General features: G+C 71.4%; 21 protein-coding genes. 14 read left to right on the top strand and 7 right to left on the bottom strand.

Annotated elements, in window-relative coordinates:
- Positions 1–4: 4 nt before the first annotated feature.
- Positions 5–973: a DMT family transporter gene (locus BLW47_RS02520; protein WP_245736291.1), complete on the top strand. Its 969-nt coding sequence runs from the start codon at positions 5–7 to the stop codon at positions 971–973.
- An 18-nt stretch (positions 974–991) separates the two neighbouring features.
- Here the strand turns inward: BLW47_RS02520 and BLW47_RS02515 are convergent, their stop codons facing one another.
- The gene (locus BLW47_RS02515; protein WP_425435336.1) at positions 992–1,846 is read right to left on the bottom strand and encodes an SDR family NAD(P)-dependent oxidoreductase; all 855 of its coding nucleotides are present in this window, start codon (positions 1,844–1,846) and stop codon (positions 992–994) included.
- A 111-nt stretch (positions 1,847–1,957) separates the two neighbouring features.
- Between BLW47_RS02515 and BLW47_RS02510 the strand changes: the two genes are divergently transcribed.
- A complete protein-coding gene (locus BLW47_RS02510) occupies positions 1,958–2,914 on the top strand; it encodes an HpcH/HpaI aldolase/citrate lyase family protein (protein WP_091550852.1) in 957 nt (318 codons plus the stop codon).
- 72 nt (positions 2,915–2,986) lie between these two features.
- Here the strand turns inward: BLW47_RS02510 and BLW47_RS02505 are convergent, their stop codons facing one another.
- Positions 2,987–3,520 carry a DUF4190 domain-containing protein gene (locus BLW47_RS02505; RefSeq protein ID WP_091550850.1) on the bottom strand — a complete coding sequence of 178 codons (534 nt, stop codon included), beginning with the start codon at positions 3,518–3,520 and terminating at the stop codon, positions 2,987–2,989.
- Between the two features lie 125 nt (positions 3,521–3,645).
- On the opposite strand from BLW47_RS02505, the gene BLW47_RS02500 reads away from it, so the two are divergent.
- Positions 3,646–4,512 (top strand): SDR family NAD(P)-dependent oxidoreductase, encoded by an 867-nt coding sequence (locus BLW47_RS02500; protein WP_175543472.1) that lies wholly within the window; start codon positions 3,646–3,648, stop codon positions 4,510–4,512.
- A 12-nt stretch (positions 4,513–4,524) separates the two neighbouring features.
- On the opposite strand, the gene BLW47_RS02495 is transcribed toward BLW47_RS02500, so the two are convergent.
- Complete coding sequence (locus tag BLW47_RS02495) at positions 4,525–4,995, bottom strand: DUF4190 domain-containing protein (protein ID WP_091550845.1); 471 nt, start codon at positions 4,993–4,995, stop codon at positions 4,525–4,527.
- Between the two features lie 159 nt (positions 4,996–5,154).
- Between BLW47_RS02495 and BLW47_RS02490 the strand changes: the two genes are divergently transcribed.
- Together BLW47_RS02490 and BLW47_RS02485 are read left to right on the top strand one after the other, a co-directional pair.
- Positions 5,155–6,354, top strand: a complete 1,200-nt coding sequence (locus BLW47_RS02490) for an acyl-CoA dehydrogenase family protein (RefSeq protein ID WP_091550843.1) — start codon at positions 5,155–5,157, stop codon at positions 6,352–6,354.
- A gap of 95 nt (positions 6,355–6,449) precedes the next feature.
- A complete protein-coding gene (locus tag BLW47_RS02485) occupies positions 6,450–7,634 on the top strand; it encodes a serine hydrolase domain-containing protein (RefSeq protein WP_091550841.1) in 1,185 nt (394 codons plus the stop codon).
- A 16-nt stretch (positions 7,635–7,650) separates the two neighbouring features.
- On the opposite strand, the gene BLW47_RS02480 is transcribed toward BLW47_RS02485, so the two are convergent.
- The 3 genes from BLW47_RS02480 to BLW47_RS02470 are packed head-to-tail and all read right to left on the bottom strand — an operon-like array spanning position 7,651 to position 10,261.
- Positions 7,651–8,058, bottom strand: a complete 408-nt coding sequence (locus BLW47_RS02480) for a CoA-binding protein (protein WP_091550838.1) — start codon at positions 8,056–8,058, stop codon at positions 7,651–7,653.
- Between the two features lie 27 nt (positions 8,059–8,085).
- Positions 8,086–9,189: an Rv2578c family radical SAM protein gene (locus tag BLW47_RS02475; protein ID WP_091550835.1), complete on the bottom strand. Its 1,104-nt coding sequence runs from the start codon at positions 9,187–9,189 to the stop codon at positions 8,086–8,088.
- 49 nt (positions 9,190–9,238) lie between these two features.
- Complete coding sequence (locus BLW47_RS02470; protein ID WP_091550833.1) at positions 9,239–10,261, bottom strand: LacI family DNA-binding transcriptional regulator; 1,023 nt, start codon at positions 10,259–10,261, stop codon at positions 9,239–9,241.
- Positions 10,262–10,410: 149 nt separating this feature from the next.
- Here BLW47_RS02470 and BLW47_RS02465 point away from each other — a divergent pair, with 149 nt between their 5' ends.
- Genes BLW47_RS02465 through BLW47_RS02455 form a run of 3 tightly spaced genes read left to right on the top strand, consistent with a single transcriptional unit; the run spans position 10,411 to position 13,522 of the window.
- On the top strand, positions 10,411–11,562 hold the full coding sequence (locus tag BLW47_RS02465; RefSeq protein WP_091550830.1) for a Gfo/Idh/MocA family protein: 1,152 nt from the start codon (positions 10,411–10,413) through the stop codon (positions 11,560–11,562).
- Positions 11,559–12,707: a dihydrodipicolinate synthase family protein gene (locus BLW47_RS02460; protein ID WP_091550827.1), complete on the top strand. Its 1,149-nt coding sequence runs from the start codon at positions 11,559–11,561 to the stop codon at positions 12,705–12,707. Before BLW47_RS02465 ends, BLW47_RS02460 begins: the two co-directional genes overlap by 4 nt.
- A gap of 11 nt (positions 12,708–12,718) precedes the next feature.
- On the top strand, positions 12,719–13,522 hold the full coding sequence (locus BLW47_RS02455; RefSeq protein WP_091552407.1) for a sugar phosphate isomerase/epimerase family protein: 804 nt from the start codon (positions 12,719–12,721) through the stop codon (positions 13,520–13,522).
- Positions 13,523–13,599: 77 nt separating this feature from the next.
- On the opposite strand, the gene trxA is transcribed toward BLW47_RS02455, so the two are convergent.
- The gene (gene trxA, locus BLW47_RS02450; protein ID WP_091550824.1) at positions 13,600–13,962 is read right to left on the bottom strand and encodes a thioredoxin; all 363 of its coding nucleotides are present in this window, start codon (positions 13,960–13,962) and stop codon (positions 13,600–13,602) included.
- A gap of 560 nt (positions 13,963–14,522) precedes the next feature.
- On the opposite strand from trxA, the gene BLW47_RS02445 reads away from it, so the two are divergent.
- The 6 genes from BLW47_RS02445 to BLW47_RS02420 all read left to right on the top strand — a co-directional run bounded on the left by BLW47_RS02445 (position 14,523) and on the right by BLW47_RS02420 (position 18,629).
- Entirely contained in the window at positions 14,523–15,041 is a 519-nt protein-coding gene (locus BLW47_RS02445) for a MaoC family dehydratase (RefSeq protein WP_091550821.1), read from the top strand.
- A gap of 160 nt (positions 15,042–15,201) precedes the next feature.
- A complete protein-coding gene (locus BLW47_RS02440) occupies positions 15,202–15,723 on the top strand; it encodes a hypothetical protein (protein WP_091550819.1) in 522 nt (173 codons plus the stop codon).
- 46 nt (positions 15,724–15,769) lie between these two features.
- Entirely contained in the window at positions 15,770–16,426 is a 657-nt protein-coding gene (locus BLW47_RS02435; RefSeq protein ID WP_245736289.1) for a TrmH family RNA methyltransferase, read from the top strand.
- Positions 16,427–16,736: 310 nt separating this feature from the next.
- Positions 16,737–16,895, top strand: a complete 159-nt coding sequence (locus BLW47_RS25015) for a hypothetical protein (RefSeq protein ID WP_175543471.1) — start codon at positions 16,737–16,739, stop codon at positions 16,893–16,895.
- Positions 16,896–16,901: 6 nt separating this feature from the next.
- Entirely contained in the window at positions 16,902–17,765 is an 864-nt protein-coding gene (locus BLW47_RS02425; RefSeq protein ID WP_091550817.1) for a PH domain-containing protein, read from the top strand.
- Positions 17,766–17,873: 108 nt separating this feature from the next.
- Positions 17,874–18,629 carry a SigE family RNA polymerase sigma factor gene (locus tag BLW47_RS02420; protein WP_425435309.1) on the top strand — a complete coding sequence of 252 codons (756 nt, stop codon included), beginning with the start codon at positions 17,874–17,876 and terminating at the stop codon, positions 18,627–18,629.
- The last annotated feature ends 5 nt before the right edge of the window (positions 18,630–18,634 follow it).

Raw genomic sequence — 18,634 nt, 5'->3', positions numbered from 1 at the left:
TTACGTGCCGAAGGCCCACCCACCGTCACCCCACCGGGTGTCACTCGATCCGCTGACAACCGGCGCGCTCGCGCTCGCCGTCGCGGCGGTCTCGTCCTCCGGCCCCCTGATCGCGTACGCCGCCGCGCCGGCGCTGGCGATCGCGTTCTGGCGCAACGCCGTCGCGGCGGGCGGGCTCGCCCCGGTCACGCTGCTGCGTCGCCGCGCCGAACTCCGGGCGCTGTTCACGGGCGCCCACCGGCGGCAGGGCCGCTACTGCGTGCTCGCCGGCCTCGCGCTCGCCGCGCACTTCGCCACCTGGACGCCGAGTGCCAAGCTCACCTCGGTGGCGACCGCGACCGCGCTGGTCGCGACCCAGCCCGTGTGGCAGGGCTTCATCGCACTCTGGCAGGGCAAGCGGCTGCGCCCGGTGACCTGGGTCGGCATCGGGGTGGCGGTCGTCGGCGCGGTGGTCGCCACCGGGGCGGACTTCGCCGTCTCCGGACAGGCCTTCACGGGTGACCTCCTCGCGCTGGCCGGAGCGGTGACGGCGGCGATCTACACCGCGTTCGGCGAGCGCGCCCGGACCGCGGTCAGCACGACGACGTACACCACGATCTGCTACGGCGTCTGCGCCGCGGTCCTGCTGGTCGGCTGCCTGATCGGCGGGGTGCGGCTGGTCGGCTTCGACGACGCGACCTGGCTGGCGATCCTCGGTCTGGTGGTCGGCGCGCAGCTGCTCGGGCACTCGATGTTCAACTACGCGCTGCACCGGGTCTCGGCCACCACCGTCAGCGTGCTGATCCTGCTCGAGGTGCCCGGCGCGGCCGTGCTCGGCTGGCTCTGGCTCGGGCAGACGCCCCGGCCGGCGGCGCTGCCGGGGTTGGCGCTGCTGCTCGTCGGCGTCGCGATCGTCGTGATCGGCGGCGCCCGGATCGGCCGGCGCACGGTGCCGCCGCCGCTGCCCCCGCAGCCGGAGCGGGTCGCGGCCTGAGGCGTCGGGCAGGAGCCGTTACGACGCCAGCCCGACCGCGCGCTCGCTGGCCTCCCAGAGGCGGGCGGCCAGCGCCGGGTCGGCGGCGTGCCGCAGCGGCGCCCGCTGCCGGCGGTCGACGTAGTAGCCCCCGCTGGTCAGCCGTGCGGTGTCGGTGTGCGCGAGCCACACCAGGGTCTCCGCCCCCTTCGCGGGGGTCCGCAGGAAGGGGGCCAGCCGCATGCCCAGGGCGACCAGCCGGCTGTCGGCGGCGAACCGGGTGCGCACCACGCCGGGATGGAACGACGCGGTGAACAGCCGCGGCCAGCGCCGCGCCGCCTCGGCGGCGAAGAGGATGTTCGCCTGCTTGCTCGTGCCGTACGCCCGCATCGCGCGGTAACCCCCGAGCTGTCGGGACAGGTCGGCCGGGTCGAGCGCGCCGCTGCGGTGCGCCGCGGAGGCGGTCACCACGATCCGGCCCACCCGGTCGTGGAGCAGGCAGCTGAGCAGGAACGGCGCGAGATGGTTGGCCTGCATCGACAACTCGAAACCGTCGACCGTCGTGGTCGGCCGGAGCACGATTGCCCCCGCGTTGTTGGCGAGCACGTCGATCCGGTCGTAGGCCGTGCGCAGCTCGTCGGCGAGCGTCCGCACCGTGTCCAGCACCGCGAAGTCCGCCCGGTACGTCGCCGGTCGCGCGCCGCTGGCGTCGCGTACCTCGTCGGCGGCCGCGCCCAGGCGGGCCGGGTCGCGCCCGACCAGCACCACCTCGTCGCCCCGGCGCGCCAGCTCGATCGCGGCCGCGAGCCCGATCCCCGAGCTGGCGCCGGTCACCACGGTCACCCGCCGGCGCTCCGAAGGTCCCCCGACGCCACGCTCAGTGAGATCTTCCACAGGTTGGTTCTCGCCGGTCATGCGCCGAGGCTACCGTGGCGTAACAACGCCTTATCGATCCCTAAGCCGGGCTGACGTCCAGCCCGGCGACACCTCAGATGGGAGCCCCCGATGGCCGCAGTTGGTCGCCCCCGCCGGTCGTGCCTCGCGGTGCCCGGCTCAAGCGTCAAGATGCTCGACAAGGCCCAGGGACTCCCCGCGGACCAGGTCTTCCTCGACCTTGAGGACGCCGTCGCGCCGTTGGCCAAGCCGGAGGCGCGCAAGAACATCGTGGCCGCGCTGAACGAGGGCGACTGGGGCGGCAAGACGCGGGTCGTCCGGGTCAACGACATGACCACCGCCTGGACGTACCGGGACGTGGTCGAGGTGGTCGAGGGTGCCGGCGAGAACCTGGACTGCATCATGCTGCCGAAGGTGCAGACCGCCGGGCACGTCGAGTGGCTGGATCTCACGCTCACCCAGATCGAGAAGACGCTCGGCCTGCCGGTGGGGCGGATCGGCATCGAGGCGCAGATCGAGAACGCGGCCGGACTGGTCAACGTGGACGCGATCGCGGCGGCCTCGCCCCGGGTCGAGACCATCATCTTCGGGCCGGCCGACTTCATGGCCTCGATCAACATGAAGTCGCTCGCGGTCGGCGCGCTGCACCCCGACTACCCCGGCGACCCCTACCACTACATCCTGATGCGGATCCTGATGGCCGCGCGGATGCACGACAAGCAGGCCATCGACGGGCCGTTCCTGCAGATCCGCGACGTCGACGGTTTCCGCGAGGTGGCGAAGCTTTCCGCCGCGCTCGGCTTCGACGGCAAGTGGGTGCTGCACCCGGGCCAGATCGACGCGGCGAACGAGGTCTACTCCCCGGCGCAGGAGGACTACGACCACGCGGAGCTGATCCTGGACGCGTACGAGCACTACACCTCGGAGGCGGGGGGCCGGCTCGGCGCCGTCATGCTCGGCGACGAGATGATCGACGAGGCGTCCCGCAAGATGGCGTTGGTGATCGCGGCCAAGGGCCGCGCCGCCGGCATGAGCCGGACCTCCCGCTTCACCCCGCCGCAGGGCTGATCGGCGGTACGCGCAACCGGCCCTGGCGGCATGCCGGGGCCGGTTCACGTCGGCGCGCTCGGCCGGGCGCGATCAGTACTCCTCGCTGAACCCGGACGGCTCCTGGTTGGCCAACCAGACGAAGAAGATCACGAGGGCTGCGGTGGCCAGTACGGCCACGACGGTGGCGATCCAGCCCATGATGATGCCGGCGAGCGCCATGCCGTCGCCGCTCTCGGGCTGCCCGAGCTGTGCGCGGGTGCGGATCTGCCGGCGCGAGACATGCCCCAGGACCGCGCCCGCGATCCCCAGATATCCGCCGAGGCCGTACCCGCAGAGCCCGACGATGCCGACGATCGACACCACCAGCGACGCGATCGAAAGGCCGTTGCTCGGTGGCGCGGCCATGACCGGGTAGCCGTAGGGCGGGTATCCGGGCGCGGGCGGGGCGTAGCCCGCCGGCGGGAACTGGCCGTGTCCCGGCTGTCCGACCGGCGGCGGTCCCGGCAGCGGCTGCTCCGTGGTCGGCTGCGCGGCCATCTGGTAGGTCGGATCCTGGGAACCCGTCGGCTGCTGGGCCGGCCCGGAGGGCGCGCTCCAGGGGCCGGGCTGCTCGGGCTGCGTCATGAGGTCTCTTTCGGGTTGGCGGCGATGCCACGACAGGGTAGTGGTCGCTGGCCCGCACCGGTCCACGCCGGACCCGCTGCCGCACGTCGTTGCCCGGAACGCCCCGGCGGGGCAGGATTTCGGTCATGGAATTCGACGCCCCCGCCGATGCGGTCTCCGGCAGTCCACTTCGCGGTGACGCCCGCCCGGCCCCGAACGGCGATCGCGACGACATCGCCGCGGACGACCCGGTGACGCTCCGCCTCGACGGCCGGGTCGCGCTCGTGACCGGGGCGGGCAGCCCCGACGGCATCGGCTACGCGACCGCCCGGCGCCTGCGTGCCCTGGGCGCGCGGGTCGCGATCGTGTCCACCACCCGGCGGATCCACGAGCGGGCCGCGGAGTTGGGCGCGGTGGGGTTCGTCGCGGATCTGACCGATGAGGCGGAGGTCGGCGCGCTCGCCGACGCGATCGTCGAGCAGCTGGGCGACGTGGAGGTGCTGGTCAACAACGCGGGGCTGGCGAGCCGGGCCAGTCCCGAGGTGCTGCGCCCGGTCGCGCAGCTGACCTTCGACGAGTGGCAGGCGGAGATCAACCGGAACCTGACCACCGCGTTCCTGTGTAGCCGGGCGTTCATCGGCGGGATGGCCGAGCGGGGCTGGGGTCGGATCGTGAACCTGGCGGCCACGGCCGGTCCGGTCAACGCCCTGCCGACCGAGGCGGCCTACGCCGCGGCGAAGGCAGGGGTGGTCGGCCTGACGCGGGCGCTCGCCATGGAGATGGTGGCCGACGGCGTCACCGTCAACGCCGTCGCGCCCGGGACCATCTACACCGCCGCGTCCACGGTCGCGGAACTCAAGCAGGGCCTCGGCACGCCCATCGGCCGCCCCGGCACCCCGGACGAGGTGGCGGCGGCCATCGCCTTCCTCTGCTCACCCGCCGCCTCGTACATCACCGGACAGATGCTGGTGGTGGACGGTGGCAACAGCGTGCGCGAGGCCCAGTTCCGTTGAGCGCGGCGGGGTTCAGACGTTCTGGTCGGCAGCGCCGATCATGGCCAGCCCGAAGAAGCCGCAGCAGGCCAGCACGGAGAATCCGGTGAAGATGTAGCTCAGCACGAGGCCCCAGGTGGCCAGCTGGTCGCCCTGCTCACCGGTCTGCCGGATCTGCTTCTTGGCCAGGTGGCCGAGGACGATGCCGGCCGGCGAGAAGACGAACGCGAAGACCAGCGACAGGATCGCCATCGTGTTGGTGCCGGTCGGCTGCGCGCCGGGCACCGGGTAGCCGGGGGCGCCGTAGGGGTTTTGCGGGTAGCCCTGCTGCGGCCCGGGCTGCCCGTACGGGGACTGGGCCTGGTAGGGGTCGTTGCCCGGCTGGTACGGGTCGGGGCTGCCGCCCGGCTGGTACGGGTCGGGGCTGCCGCCCGGCTGGTACGGGTCGGGGCTGCCGCCCGGCTGGTACGGGTCGGGGCTGCCGCCCGGCGAGGGGTAGGTCATCTTTCTTTCCTCCTACGTTGCGGACCGCGAGCGGCCCTCGGTGAACCTTTTCACACCGGATGTATCGACCGGCTCCCTTGGCGTCGCTCGGCCGGCGGGTCGATACTGACCGAGCGTTCAGTTACTCGTCAGTACGTCGCCGATCTCCGGAGGCTGAACATGGCCCGCCTAGCCCAGACACCCGGATTGACCGAGGTCCAGCGCTCGATCCTCGACACCGTACGGGAGTTTGCCGACAAGGAGATCATTCCGCACGCACAGCGGCTCGAACACGCCGACGAATATCCCGCGGACATCATCGACGGAATGCGGGAGATGGGCCTGTTCGGGCTGACCATCGCCGAGGAGTACGGCGGGCTGGGCGAGTCGCTGCTGACGTACGCCCTGGTGGTCGAGGAGCTCTCGCGGGGCTGGATGTCGATCTCCGGCATCGTCAACACCCACTTCATCGTCGCGTACCTCATCTCCCAGCATGGCTCGCCCGAGCAAAAGCAGTCGCTGCTGCCGCGGATGGCCACCGGGGAGGTCCGGGGCGCGTTCTCGATGTCCGAGCCGGGCTGCGGCTCCGACGTCTCGGCGATCCGGACCAAGGCGGTCCGCTCCGGCGACAACTTCGTCCTCAACGGACAGAAGATGTGGCTGACGAACGGGGCGTACTCGTCCGTGGTGGCGACTCTCGTGAAGACCGATCTCGGGGCTGACTCCGTCTACGGCAACATGACCACGTTCCTGCTGGAGAAGGAGCCGGGCTTCGGGGAGACCGCGCCCGGGCTGACCATCCCCGGCAAGATCGACAAGATGGGCTACAAGGGCGTCGAGACCACCGAGATGGTCCTCGACGGGGTGACCGTGCCGGAGAGCGCGGTGCTCGGCGGGGTGGACGCGGGACTGGGCCGCGGCTTCTACCAGATGATGGACGGCATCGAGGTCGGCCGCGTCAACGTCGCCGCCCGCGCCTGCGGGATCTCGATCCGCGCCTTCGAGCTCGCCGTCGCGTACGCCCAGCAGCGCCAGACCTTCGGGGCGCCGCTCGCCCGGCACCAGGCCATCGCGTTCAAGCTCGCCGAGATGGGTACGAAGATCGAAGCGGCGCACGCCCTGATGGTCAACGCGGCGCGGCTGAAGGACTCCGGCCAGCGCAACGACGTCGAGGCCGGGATGGCGAAGCTGCTCGCCTCGGAGTACTGCGCCGAGGTGGTGCAGGAGGCGTTCCGGATCCACGGCGGATACGGCTACTCCAAGGAGTACGAGATCGAGCGCCTGATGCGGGAGGCGCCGTTCCTGCTCATCGGCGAGGGCACCTCGGAGATCCAGAAGACGATCATTTCGCGGGGTCTGCTCAAGCAGTACAAGCTCTGACCAACTAGGGGTAGATCTCCTGCCTCGGCAGGAGTCGCCGCCCGGGCGAAGCAGGCATGCTGGCGCATGTCAATTCTTCGATCCCGGGAGGTCTGATGACTACTCGTCGACTACTGCTCCGGACCGGCGTCACGGCGACGGTGGCGCTGACCGCGGGCGCGGTGACCGGCACGTCCGCGGCCGCCGCGCCGGCGGCGCATCCCCGTCGTGATGCCCTGCAACAGGCGCTCGACGACGTGGTGGCGCTCGGCGCGTCGGGCGCGTTGGCCGAGTTGAGGGACGGCGACGGCGTGTGGCGGGGCGGCAGCGGAGTCGCCGAGCTCGGTCACTCCCGACCGGTGCCGACCGACGGGCGCTTCCGGGTCGGCAGCGTCACCAAGACCTTCGTCGCCACGGTGGTGCTCCAGCTGGTGGGGGAGGGCCGCCTCGGTCTCGACGATCCGGTCGAGCGGTGGCTGCCGAAGACGCTCCCGGCCGGCGACCGGATCACCGTTCGGCACCTCCTGCAGCACCGAAGCGGCCTCTACAACTACACCGACGAGGTGTTGTCGAGGATCGAGGACTTCATCCGCGACCGCTACCGCACCTACCGCCCGCGTGACCTGGTGGCGCTCGCCGCGGACAAGCCGCTGCTCTTCGAGCCGGGCACGTCCTGGTCCTACTGCAACACCAACTACATCCTGCTCGGCCTCGTGATCGAACGAGTCACCCGGCGCGCCTACGGCGACGAGATCGCCCGGCGGATCCTGCGTCCGCTGCGCGCGTGGCGCACCGAACTTCCGGGCACCGATCCGTTCATCGCGGGCCCGCACGCCCACGGCTATCTGCCGGTGGAGCGGGACGGCGGGATCCAGCCGGTGGACATCACGGCGATGAACCCGTCGGTGGCCGGCGCCGCCGGCGAGATGATCTCTACTGCCGCGGATCTCAACCGGTTCTACCGCGCGCTGTTGACCGGACGACTGCTGCGCCCGGCCCAACTGCGGGCGATGACGACGCAGTTGGCCGGCCCGCTCGAGTACGGCCTCGGCATCTTCCGGGTCCCGCTGCCCTCCGGCACGATGTTATGGGGCCACACCGGGGGCATTCCCGGCTATGTGACCTATGCGCTGACCACCGAGGACGGTGGAGCGCAGCTCGCGATCTCGCTCAACCCGTGGGGCGGAGACCCGTCGCCGGCGCTGGAGCAGCTGGTGCTGACCGCCTTCAGCGGGACGGCGCCGACCACCCGATCGGCGACGGCGGCGGTGCGGATCCCCCTGCTCGACCGGGGGTGGTGAGCGGGGACGGTGAGGCCTATGCCTGGCGGGTCAGCCCGCCGACGGCGCGTTCGACCGCCAGGCACAGGTCTTCCACGTAGTCGATGCCGGCCTCCATCGCGATCCGACGCGCCTCGGCGGAGACGATGCCGAGCTGCAGCCAGATCGCCGGAGCGCCGATCGCCACCGCCTCTCGGACGACGGGCAGGGCGTCCTGCGCGGGGCGGAACACGTTGACCAGGTCGACGGGGTGCGGGATCTCGGCCAGCGACCGGTAGACCTGCTCGCCGAAGATCTCGTCCGCGTACGGGTTGATCGGGATCACCCGCCAGCCGTGCCGCTGCATCTGCAGCGGCACGCTGTGTGCCGCCTTGCCCGGGTCACGGGAGGCACCGACGACCGCGATGACGGCCGAGTCGGCCAGGATCTGCTGTGGAGTCCGCACGTCGCGACTGTAACCCCGCAGCCGCGGCTACAGCAGCGTCAGTTGCTCGCCGGCGGGCTCGACGGGCCGGTGCGGGCGGGTGCGCAGGGTCCGCGACTCCTCCGGCGAGGTCGGCACCTGGCGCGCCTCGCCGGGCTCCGCGCGGTGCACCCCGTGCCGCCGGCTGGCCATCCGGACCCGCGCGACGAGCTCGCGCTGGTAGGTCTGCGGCAGGTAGGACCCGCTCCGGTAGAGCTCCCGGTAGTGCGGCACGAGGTGCGGGAACTCCCGGCCGAGCCAGGCCGCGTACCACTCGCGGGCGCCGGGGCGCAGGTGCAGCGGCAGTGGGGTGATGCTGACCGCCCCGGCGGCGGCGATCGACGCGACCGTCTCCTCGATGGACTCGTCGGTGTCGGTGAGCCCGGGCAGGATCGGCGCCATCAGCACGCCGACCCGGAAGCCGGCGTCGGTGAGCGCGCGCACGGCATCGAGCCGCCGACGCGGGCTCGGGGTGCCCGCCTCCACCGATCGCCACATCCGCTCGTCGAGGAAGCCGATCGAGAACGAGATGCCGACCCGGGTCACCTCGGCGGCCTGCCGGAGCAGCTCCAGATCGCGCAGGATCAGGGTGCCCTTGGTCAGGATCGAGAACGGGTTGGCGAAGTCGCGCAGCGCGGAGATGATCTGCGGCATCAGCCGGTAACGCCCCTCGGCGCGCTGGTAACAGTCGACGTTGGTGCCCATCGCGATGTGCGCGCCCCGCCATTTCGGCGCGGCCAACTCCCGCCGCACCAGCTCACCCGCGTTGACCTTGACGACGATCTTGCTGTCAAAGTCGAGCCCGGCATCGAGATCGAGGTAGGTGTGCGTATTGCGCGCAAAGCAGTAACTGCACGAATGAGAACACCCGCGATAAGGGTTGATAGTCCACTCGAAAGGGACGCGGGACGCGCCGGGAACGCGGTTGATGATGGACTTTGCCTGCACCTCGTAGAACGTCATGCCCGCGAAGCCGGGGGTGTCGAAGGTGCGGACGGTCGCGCCGGGCAGCGCCAGCGGCAGGGGTGGAGCCGCTGGCGCCGCCCTCGGGGGGAGGTCCGTGCCGGGCCGAGCCGACGGATCGGGTCGGGCCGACAGGTTGTCCCAGCGCATGGCCACTATTCGAACACGCGTACGAGCAGATTGCAACCAACCTGGCCGGTCAGTCGCGGGCGGGACCGGTGCTCTCCCGGCGGACGAGCTCTGCGCCCACCTCCTCGATCCGCGGCGGCCGCCCGTCGGCCGGCGGTTGCAGCGCGAGCGTCATCGCGCGGGCCCCCATGTCGGCCAGGGGTAGTCGGACGGTGGTGAGGGCGGGGGTGACGTCGCGGGCGACCGGCATGTCGTCGAAGCCGGTGACGCTGATCCGGCCCGGCACGCTGATGCCGCGGGCCCGCAGCAGTGCCAGCACGCCGATCGCCATCGGATCGTTGAGCGCGGCGATAGCGGTGATGTCGGGCTCGGCGTCGAGCAGCGCGGCCGCCGCCGACGCGCCGCCGTCCCGGTCGAAGTCGCCGTAGACGATGCGGCGGGCCGGGAGCCGGTGTCCGTGCTCGCGCGCCGCGCGGCGCAGCCCGGCGATCCGGTCGGTGGTGGTGGTGAGCAGCTTGGGCCCGGCCACCACGCCGATCTCCGTGTGCCCCAGCGCGTACAGCTCGGCGCCGAGCAGGTAACCGCCCATCTCGTTGTCGGGCACCACGGCGTCGCCGGCGTGCTCGTGGCGCCCGATCACGACCGCCCGCCCGCCGGTGCTCTCGTACACCCGTAGCTTGCTGTTCATCGTCTCGGTGAACGCGTCGTCGTGGTAGCCCGAACCGGCCAGCACGATCGCGGCGACCTGGTGGGCCCGGAGCAGCTCGACGTACTGCAGCTCCTTGTCCGGGTCGCGGTAGCTGTTGCAGATCATCACCAGGCGCCCGTGCTCGGTCGCGACGCGCTGGAGCCCCCGGGTGATCTCCGCGAAGTACGGGTCGGAGACGTCGTGGACGACGACTCCCACCGTGCTGCGGTGCGAGCGGGCCAGGAGCTGGGCGTGCGCGTTCGGCACGTACTGCAGCTCCTCGACGGCGGCGAGCACGCGCTGTCGAAGCGCCTCGGTCACCGGCTTGCTGCTGCCGTTGATGATGCGTGAGGCGGTCGCGGGCGACACCCCTGCCCGCCGCGCGACGTCAGCCAAGGTGGCCATGCGATCCGCCCTTCCCCGGCACGAACCGGACGCTCGTGAGGATAGCGCGGCGTCCATTGTTGATGAGGAAAGCCCTTGCCGAAGATGCCCTCCGGCCAGTAGCGTCCCGTGGAAAGCGCTTGCCTGACGAGGCCTGAGGAGGCTGCGGTATGGCCCGAACGACCATCGGGATCGTGCTCAACGGGGTGACCGGGCGGATGGGCTACCGGCAGCACCTGGTCCGGTCCCTGCTCGCGATCCGGGACCAGGGCGGGCTGCCGCTGCGCGACGGCACCCGACTCTGGCCAGAGCTGATCCTGGTCGGACGCAACGAGGCGAAGCTGCGGGAGATCGCCGAGCGGCACGGCCTGACCGAGTGGACCACGGACCTCGCCGCCGCGCTCGCTCGGCCGGACGTGCAAATCTACTTCGACGCCCAGGTCACGGCGCAGCGCGAGAAGGCGATCCGGCTGGCCATCGAGGCCGGCAAGCACATCTACACCGAGAAGCCCACCGCCGAGGATCTCGCCGGCGCGGTCGAGCTCGCCCGGCTCGCCGACGCCGCGGGCATCAAGCACGGCGTCGTCCAGGACAAGCTCTTCCTGCCCGGGCTGCGCAAACTGGACCGCCTGGTCAAGGGCGGCTTCTTCGGACGGATCCTGTCGATCCGCGGCGAGTTCGGCTACTGGGTCTTCGAGGGCGACTGGCAGCCGGCGCAGCGTCCCTCCTGGAACTACCGCAGCGCCGACGGCGGCGGGATCGTCGTGGACATGTTCCCGCACTGGCACTACGTGCTGGAGCAGATCTTCGGCAGGGTGACCGCCGTGACCGCGCACGTATCGACGCACATTCCGCAGCGGTGGGACGAGAACGGCGAGCCCTACGAGGCGACGGCCGACGACGCCGCGTACGGCATCTTCGAGCTCTCCGGCGGCGTCATCGCCCAGATCAACTCGTCCTGGACCGTCCGCGTCTACCGCGACGAGCTGGTCGAGTTCCAGGTGGACGGCACCGAGGGCAGCGCGGTGGCCGGCCTGCGCAACTGCCGCGTCCAGCACCGGTCGACCACGCCGAAGCCGGTCTGGAACCCGGACCTGCCGGCGACCGAGGACTTCCGGTCGCAGTGGCAGGTGGTGCCGGACAACGACGAGTTCGACAACGGTTTCAAGGCGCAGTGGGAGCTGTTCCTGCGGCACGTGGTCGAGGACGAGCCGTACACCTGGGACCTCTGGGCCGGCGCCCGCGGCGTGCAGCTGGCCGAGCTCGGCCTGCGGTCGGCGCGCGAGGGCCGGCGCATCGAGATCCCGGAGCTGGACGCGTGAGCGCGGTCAACCTGCCGGACGGGCGGTTCCGCTTCAGCGGCGCCGGCCGGGAGTTCACCGTGCCGGGCGCCGCGTTCCGGTGCCGCACCGCGTACGCGGCGGCGCACGTGGTCGCCGATCCGACCGCCGAGAACGCCCCCGGCGCGCCGGCCGCGCTCGACTGGGACACCACGCTGGCCTTCCGGCACCACCTGTGGCGGCACGGCTTCGGCGTGGCGGAGGCGATGGACACCGCGCAGCGGGGGATGGGGCTGGACTACCCGACCACCCGTGAGCTGATCCGGCGCAGCGCGCGGGAGGCCCGGGCCGTCGGCGGTGAGATCGTCGCCGGGGTCGCCACCGACCAGCTCCCGGCGGGACCGGCGTCGCTGGAGGAGGTGCGCCACGCGTACGCCGAGCAGCTCGGCGACGTGCAGGAGGCGGGCGCGCGGCCCGTACTGATGTGCAGCCGGCACCTGGCCGCCGCGGCCCGGTCGGCCGACGACTACCTGGCGGTCTACGGCGAGCTGCTGCGCCGGGCGGACGGGCCGGTGGTGCTGCACTGGCTCGGACCGATGTTCGATCCGGCGCTCGTCGGCTACTGGGGCAGCTCCGACCTCGACGTCGCGACCGACACGGTGCTCGCCCTGATCGGCGAGCACGCCGACAAGGTCGACGGCATCAAGGTGTCGCTGCTGGATGAGGCGTTCGAGGTGGCGCTGCGGCGGCGCCTGCCGGCGGGGGTGCGGCTCTACACCGGTGACGACTTCAACTACCCGACGTTGATCCGGGGCGACGAGGTGGGGCACTCGGAGGCGCTGCTCGGCATCTTCGCGGCGATCGCGCCGGCGGCCGCCGCGGCGCTGCGCGCGCTGGACGCCGGGGACGCGGCGTCGTACGACCGGATCCTCGCCCCGACCGTTCCGCTGTCCCGCCACATCTTCGGCACGCCCACCTACTACTACAAGACCGGCATCGTCTTCCTCGCCTGGCTCGCCGGCCACCAGGACCACTTCACGATGGTCGGCGGCCTGCACGGCGGCCGGTCGCCGCGGCATCTGATCACGCTCTTCCGGCTCGCCGACGCCGCCGGGCTGCTGCCGGACGCGGAGTTGGCCGCACACCGGGCGCGCGCCTGGCTGACGACCGTGGGGGTGGCGCAGTGACGGTGGACCCGATGCGGCGGTTCTCGCTGAACCAGGCGACGACGAAGTACTGGCCGATGCCGGAGCTGGTCGCCGGTTGTCTCGACGCCGGGGTGACCGGGGTGGGGCTGTGGCGGGAGGAGACCGCCGCGTACGGCCTGGACAAGACCGCGGCGCTGATGCGCGACGCGGGTCTGACGGTCACCTCGCTGTGCCGCGGCGGCTTCTTCAACGCACCGGGGTGGTACGACGAGAACCGACGGGCGATCGACGAGGCGGCGACGCTGGGCGCCCCGGTGCTCGTGCTGGTCTCCGGCGGGCTGCCGGAGGGCGGCCGGGACGTCGACGGGGCGCGGGCCCGGGTCGGCGCGGCGATCGGGGAGCTGGTGCCGTACGCGCTGAGCGCCGGGGTGCGGTTGGCGATCGAGCCGCTGCATCCGATGTTCTGTTCCGATCGCTGCGTGGTGTCGAGCCTCGGGCAGGCGCTCGACCTCGCCGCGCCGTACCCGGCGGAGGCGGTCGGCGTGGTGGTCGACACCTACCACGTGTGGTGGGACGACCAGGTGTGGGCGCAGATCGGGCGGGCCGGACGCGAGGGTCGGATCGCCTGTTTCCAGGTCGCCGACTGGATCACGCCGCTGCCGGAGGGCGTCCTGCTCGGGCGGGGTCTACCCGGTGACGGCGTGGTGGAGCTGCGCCGGTTCCGCGAGGCCGTCGACGCGACCGGGTTCGACGGCCCGGTCGAGGTGGAGGTCTTCCACGCGGAGGTGTGGGCGCGGCCCGGCCGCGAGGTCCTCGACGCCGCTCTCGCCGGCTACCGCGCGCACGTGGCCTGACGGCATGGACGGCCGCGTCCGGGCACCTCACGCGTGAGGTGTCCGGCCGCGGCCGTATCCCGTTTTCGAGGCGGCGATCAGTGGTTGTGCGCGGCGAGCTGCTTGCGGACGTCGTCCATGTCCAGCGCGCGCACCTGCTCGATCAGCGACTCGAGCGCGGACTCCGGCAGTGCCCCGGGCTGTGCGAAGACGATGACGCCGTCGCGGACCGCCATGATCGTGGGGATCGACCGGATGTCGAACTTCGCGGCGAGCTCCTGCTGGGCCTCGGTGTCGACCTTCCCGAAGACGATGTCCTGGTGCTTCTCCGAGGAGCGCTCGTAGACCGGGGCGAACCGCAGGCACGGCCCACACCAGCTCGCCCAGAAGTCGACCAGGACGATGCCGTCCCCGCTGGTGATCGAGTCGAAGTTTGCCGTGGTCAGCTCAACGGTCGCCATTGATCTCTCCGATCGCAAGATTGGCTTACTCCAGGAAGAACCGCGGCACTCGTGCTGGGCATTCCCGACCGCCGGCAGCTGAAACGCGCCCTCGCCCGCGTCGCTGCCGCATACATCGACCGAGATGGTTCCCGCGGCCCGCCGTGGGGATGTCGGATTGCGGCAGGTGTCGTCACTCTCCGTACTGGGAACGCTCCCAGATGTGAGGGATGGTCCTGGCGGAGCGTAGCGACGGGTGCGATTCTGACGTGCGCAAATATTGGCCCTCATGATCGCCTGGCGTCGCTCGTCGGTTCACTCCACGTGATGTAACAAAAACATAACTGTGACGCCGATCTCTGGTCGGGGCCTTCCGGAGTGCCCGTGCCCTCGGGCAGAATCTCTGTCATCAAAGCGTGGGCGGCGGGTGCCGGGGAGGGCCCCGCCGCTCATTGCGTCCGGCCCCGGTTTCGGCGGGCCGATGTGGCGAATCCCGGCCGGCGGCGGCCCCATCCACATCCTTAACCCTCGGTAAGGCATGCTGTGCGGCGACTTCGTCGCCGCCTTTCGAGGAGTTTCCGATGCAGTTCGGCCGGTACTACGAAGAGTTCGAGGTGGGCGCGGTCTACCGGCACTGGCCGGGCAAGACCGTCACCGAGTACGACGACCACCTGTTCTGTCTGCTCACGATGAACCACCACCCGCTGCACATGGACGCGCACTACGCCGAGTCCGCGACCCATTTCAAGCGCAACGTGGTGGTTGGCAACTACATCTACTCGCTGCTGCTCGGCATGTCCGTGCCCGACGTCAGCGGCAAGGCGATCGCCAACCTCGAGGTCGAGTCGCTGCGGCACGTCGCGCCGACCTTCCACGGCGACACGATCTACGGCGAGACCACGGTGCTCGACAAGCGCGAGTCGGGCTCCAAGCCCGATCGCGGCGTCGTCTCGGTCGAGACCCGGGGGTACAACCAGGACGGCACGCTGGTGTGCGTCTTCCGACGCCGGGTAATGGTCCCGAAGCGGGAGTACGCCGTCGCGGCGGCGCCGGAGGGTGTCGACCCGGAGCGGCCGAGTTTCCCGGAACCGCAGGCCTGACGTCGACGTCCGGGTTGGCCGTCGGAGATGTCGCCCGCCCCGGTTCCGCGCGGGGGCCGGGGCGGCGGGATCCCCGCGGACCAACGCGGCGAAGGGGGATGCGAGGTTCGCATACGGCGTAGTGGTAAGAATGGGGCATATGCCGACTTCGGGAGGTGCTATGCCGAGTCGTTCTCCCTTCGGGGAGCCCAGCGCCGCCCTCGGCCCGGCGTCCGTCGCCGGATTCTCCGCACCGGAGTGGGAGTTGCTCGTCCGGCTGCCCGGGCGGGTGATCGTCTCAGCCACCTCTCTGGAGCTCGACCGTCCCGGCCGCACCGTCGCCGAGGGCATCGCCGGGGTGGCCGCGATCGCCGCCGGGCGCGCCTTCGACAGCGACCTCGTCCGGGCCGTCGTCGCCGCGATCTACGCCGAGTCCGATGGGGACGGGCCGACGGGCGCGGCCGGCGTCCCGACGGACGGGCGCGCCGACCTGCTCGCGAGCTGCCGCGAGGCGGCACGGGTGCTCGCCCGCCGGGCCGACCCGGCCGATTCGGCGGCGTACCGGCAGTGGGTGCAGTCGATCGCGGCGCGGGGGTTCGCCGCCGGCCGTTCCGGACCGCTGTCGTCGGTCGGTGGCGCCCGGGCCGGCGCCGCGCAGCGGCAGTTCCTCAACGAACTCGGCGCCGCGCTGGAGCTGACATGACCCGGTCCCGCCCGGGTGGCCGAACGGGCCGTACCCTCTGCAGACCGTGCAGGGTGAACAGGCCGAGGCCGAAATCGAGATCGGCGTCGGGCCGTGGCCCGGCCCCTGGCCGCGCGACCCCCACTACGACCCGGAGCTGCTCGCCGGGGGCGACCGTCGCAACGTCGTGGACCGGTACCGCTACTGGCGCCGGGAGGCGATCGTCGCCGACCTGGACCGGCGGCGGCACGAGTTCCATGTGGCGATCGAGAACTGGCAGCACGACCTCAACATCGGGACCGTGGTGCGGAACGCGAACGCGTTTCTCGCGGCCGAGGTGCACATCGTCGGCCGGCGCCGGTGGAACCGCCGCGGGGCGATGGTGACCGACCGTTACCAGCACGTCCGCCATCACGAGACGATCGAGGGCTTCCTGGCCTGGGCGCACGGGCGCGACCTGCCGGTGGTCGGCATCGACAACCTGCCTGGATCGCGCCCGATGGAGACCGTCACCCTGCCGCGCCGCTGCGTGCTGCTCTTCGGCCAGGAGGGGCCGGGGTTGTCGGACGCGGCCCGCGCCGCCTGCGACGCCCTGTTCTCCATCGCCCAGTACGGCTCCACCCGCTCCATCAACGCCGGCGTGGCGAGCGGGATCGCGATGCACGCGTGGATCCGCGCGCACGCCGCGCCCCCGCCCGCGCCGGGGACGTCGGGCGATGGCTGACCGACTCCACTGTGGGCTGTGGATTCTCCGGTCGATCGCAGCGCCGGCGTCGCCAGAGGCGAGAGGAATGTGGCTCTATGCGATAGCCTGTCCAGTGAGCGCGGGCAATCTCCTCGCGGAAGAGGTCATGCACGACCTCGCCGAGTGGACGCGGTCCGCGCTCATGTACGGGGCGCCCTGCCCCTACCTGCGCGGGAAAGCGTGAACGCGCTTTCCCGCGATCGAGTGACCACCGCGAGACGCATAACTGTTATTCTGGTTCTGCCGTGACGAGGGTCCCGGCGCGCCACACGGAGGGGGTTGGCCCGCAATGGTCAAGAAGATCCTCACCTGGGGCGGCATCGCCTTCCTGATATTCTTCATCGCCTTCCGGCCGGACTCCGCGGCAGACGTGTTCAAGTCGCTCGGCGCCGGCATCATGGACATCGCGCAAGGTTTCGGCGACTTCTTCACGAGCCTGGTCGCCTAGCCGCCGATGGGCAACCCCGAGCCGCCCGATCCCGACGAGGAATCCGCCCGGCGCCGGAGGCAGCGGGACACGGAGCCGATCCCGCGGCTACAGCCTGAGCAAGACCCTGGCTACGGGACTGATCCCTCCTATTCGGACGAAACGTCCTACCGCACCGTTTACGGTGCCGATCCCGGCGGCACCCGCCAGGTCCACGAAGAGCCGGTCATCACGTACGCGCCGCCGGACATCTCGGCGGACGAGCTCGCCGGCCTGCAGATCGACTCCTCCGGCAACATCGTCCGGCCTCGGCGGGTGCTGCCGCTGGAGGACGAACCCACGGCGTTGGTGGCGCGTTACCTCTTCCCGACCGAACGGTTCCGGGGGGAGTGGAAGCGACACTGGATCCACCTCGCCATCCCGTTGCTGATCGGCGTCTTCGCCACCTTCGTCCTCGGCTACCTCTCCGGTTACCTCGCCAGCCAGGAGGTGGCCGGGCTGACCACCGCGGTCGTGCTGATCTGGCTCGTGGTGCTCGGCTGGGTCGCCTGGCGTATCACCGACTGGTATTTCGACCGCTTCATCCTGACGAACAAGCGGGTGATGGTCGTCAACGGCATTGTCACCCGCAAGGTCGGCATGATGCCGCTGCAGCGAGTCACCGACATGAAATACGAGCAGAGCCCTCTCGCCCGGTTCCTCAACTACGGGACGTTTGTTCTCGAATCCGCCGGCCAGGACCAGGCATTGCGCGAGATCAAGCACCTGCCCAATCCGAACGAGCTCTACCTGCGGGTCGTCGAAGAGATGTACGAGCCGCACGCGGTGGAGGCCCGGCTGGGCAAGGAACAAGCGCAGCAAAAGAAGGAAGAACAGGAAGACGGGGCGTAATCCCCGGGTGTCCGATCATCGGACGCCAAGTGAACCCGATCCACGATGTAGCTCGCCCGCCGACCGTGGAAACGTGGCGATCGGCAGGCAGTTCCGGGGAGGCGCGCGGTGGCCGGCAGGGACGGCATGGAGGACGAGTTCCGCGACTTCGTCGCGGCCCGTTCCGGCGCCCTGCTGCGTACCGCCTATCTGCTCGCCGGTGACTGGGCGACCGCCGAAGACCTGTTGCAGACCGCGCTCACCAAGACCTACCTGGCGTGGAAACGGTTGGGCGCGATCGAGGCCGTCGAGCCGTACGCGCGCCGCGTGCTGGTGAACACCGCGACGAGCTGGTGGCGACGGCGCTGGCACGGCGAGCGCCCGACCGAGGTGTTGCCGGAGCGGGCCGCCCCCGACCGGATCGAGGAGCAGCTCGAGCGGGACGCGCTGTGGCGGCACGTGCAGGCGTTGCCGGCCCGGCAGCGCGCCGTGCTGGTACTGCGCTTCTACGAGGACATGTCCGAGGCGCAGACCGCGGCGCTGCTCGACATCTCGCCCGGCACCGTCAAGAGCCAGACCTCGCGCGCCCTCGCCACGCTGCGGCAGCGGCTCGACGCGGAGGGCGCGGAGGCGCCCCGCCGGCGCGCGGCCCCCGCGCGGATCCCCACCCCTCGCCGGGGTTCCGCGGCCGTCCGGCCCGCGGCGCCGGTCGACGGGGCGGCGCCGCGGCCCGTGTCCGGGCTCGCCGAGCCGCTGGCCGGCGCCGGGATGTCCGTGCCGGGCCCGGTCGGGCCCTCGGCCGACGCGGACGCGGCCGGGCCGCCCCTCGCCACCGTGGTCGCGTCGACGGTGCCCGCCTACACGACCACGGTGGACGAGCGGTGACGGCG

The organism is Micromonospora pattaloongensis (assembly GCF_900107255.1).
In the GTDB taxonomy this organism is placed as follows: Bacteria; Actinomycetota; Actinomycetes; order Mycobacteriales; family Micromonosporaceae; genus Micromonospora_I; species Micromonospora_I pattaloongensis.
The sequence above is the reverse complement of the archived record's forward strand: the minus strand, read 5'-3'. Positions and strand labels throughout refer to the sequence as shown.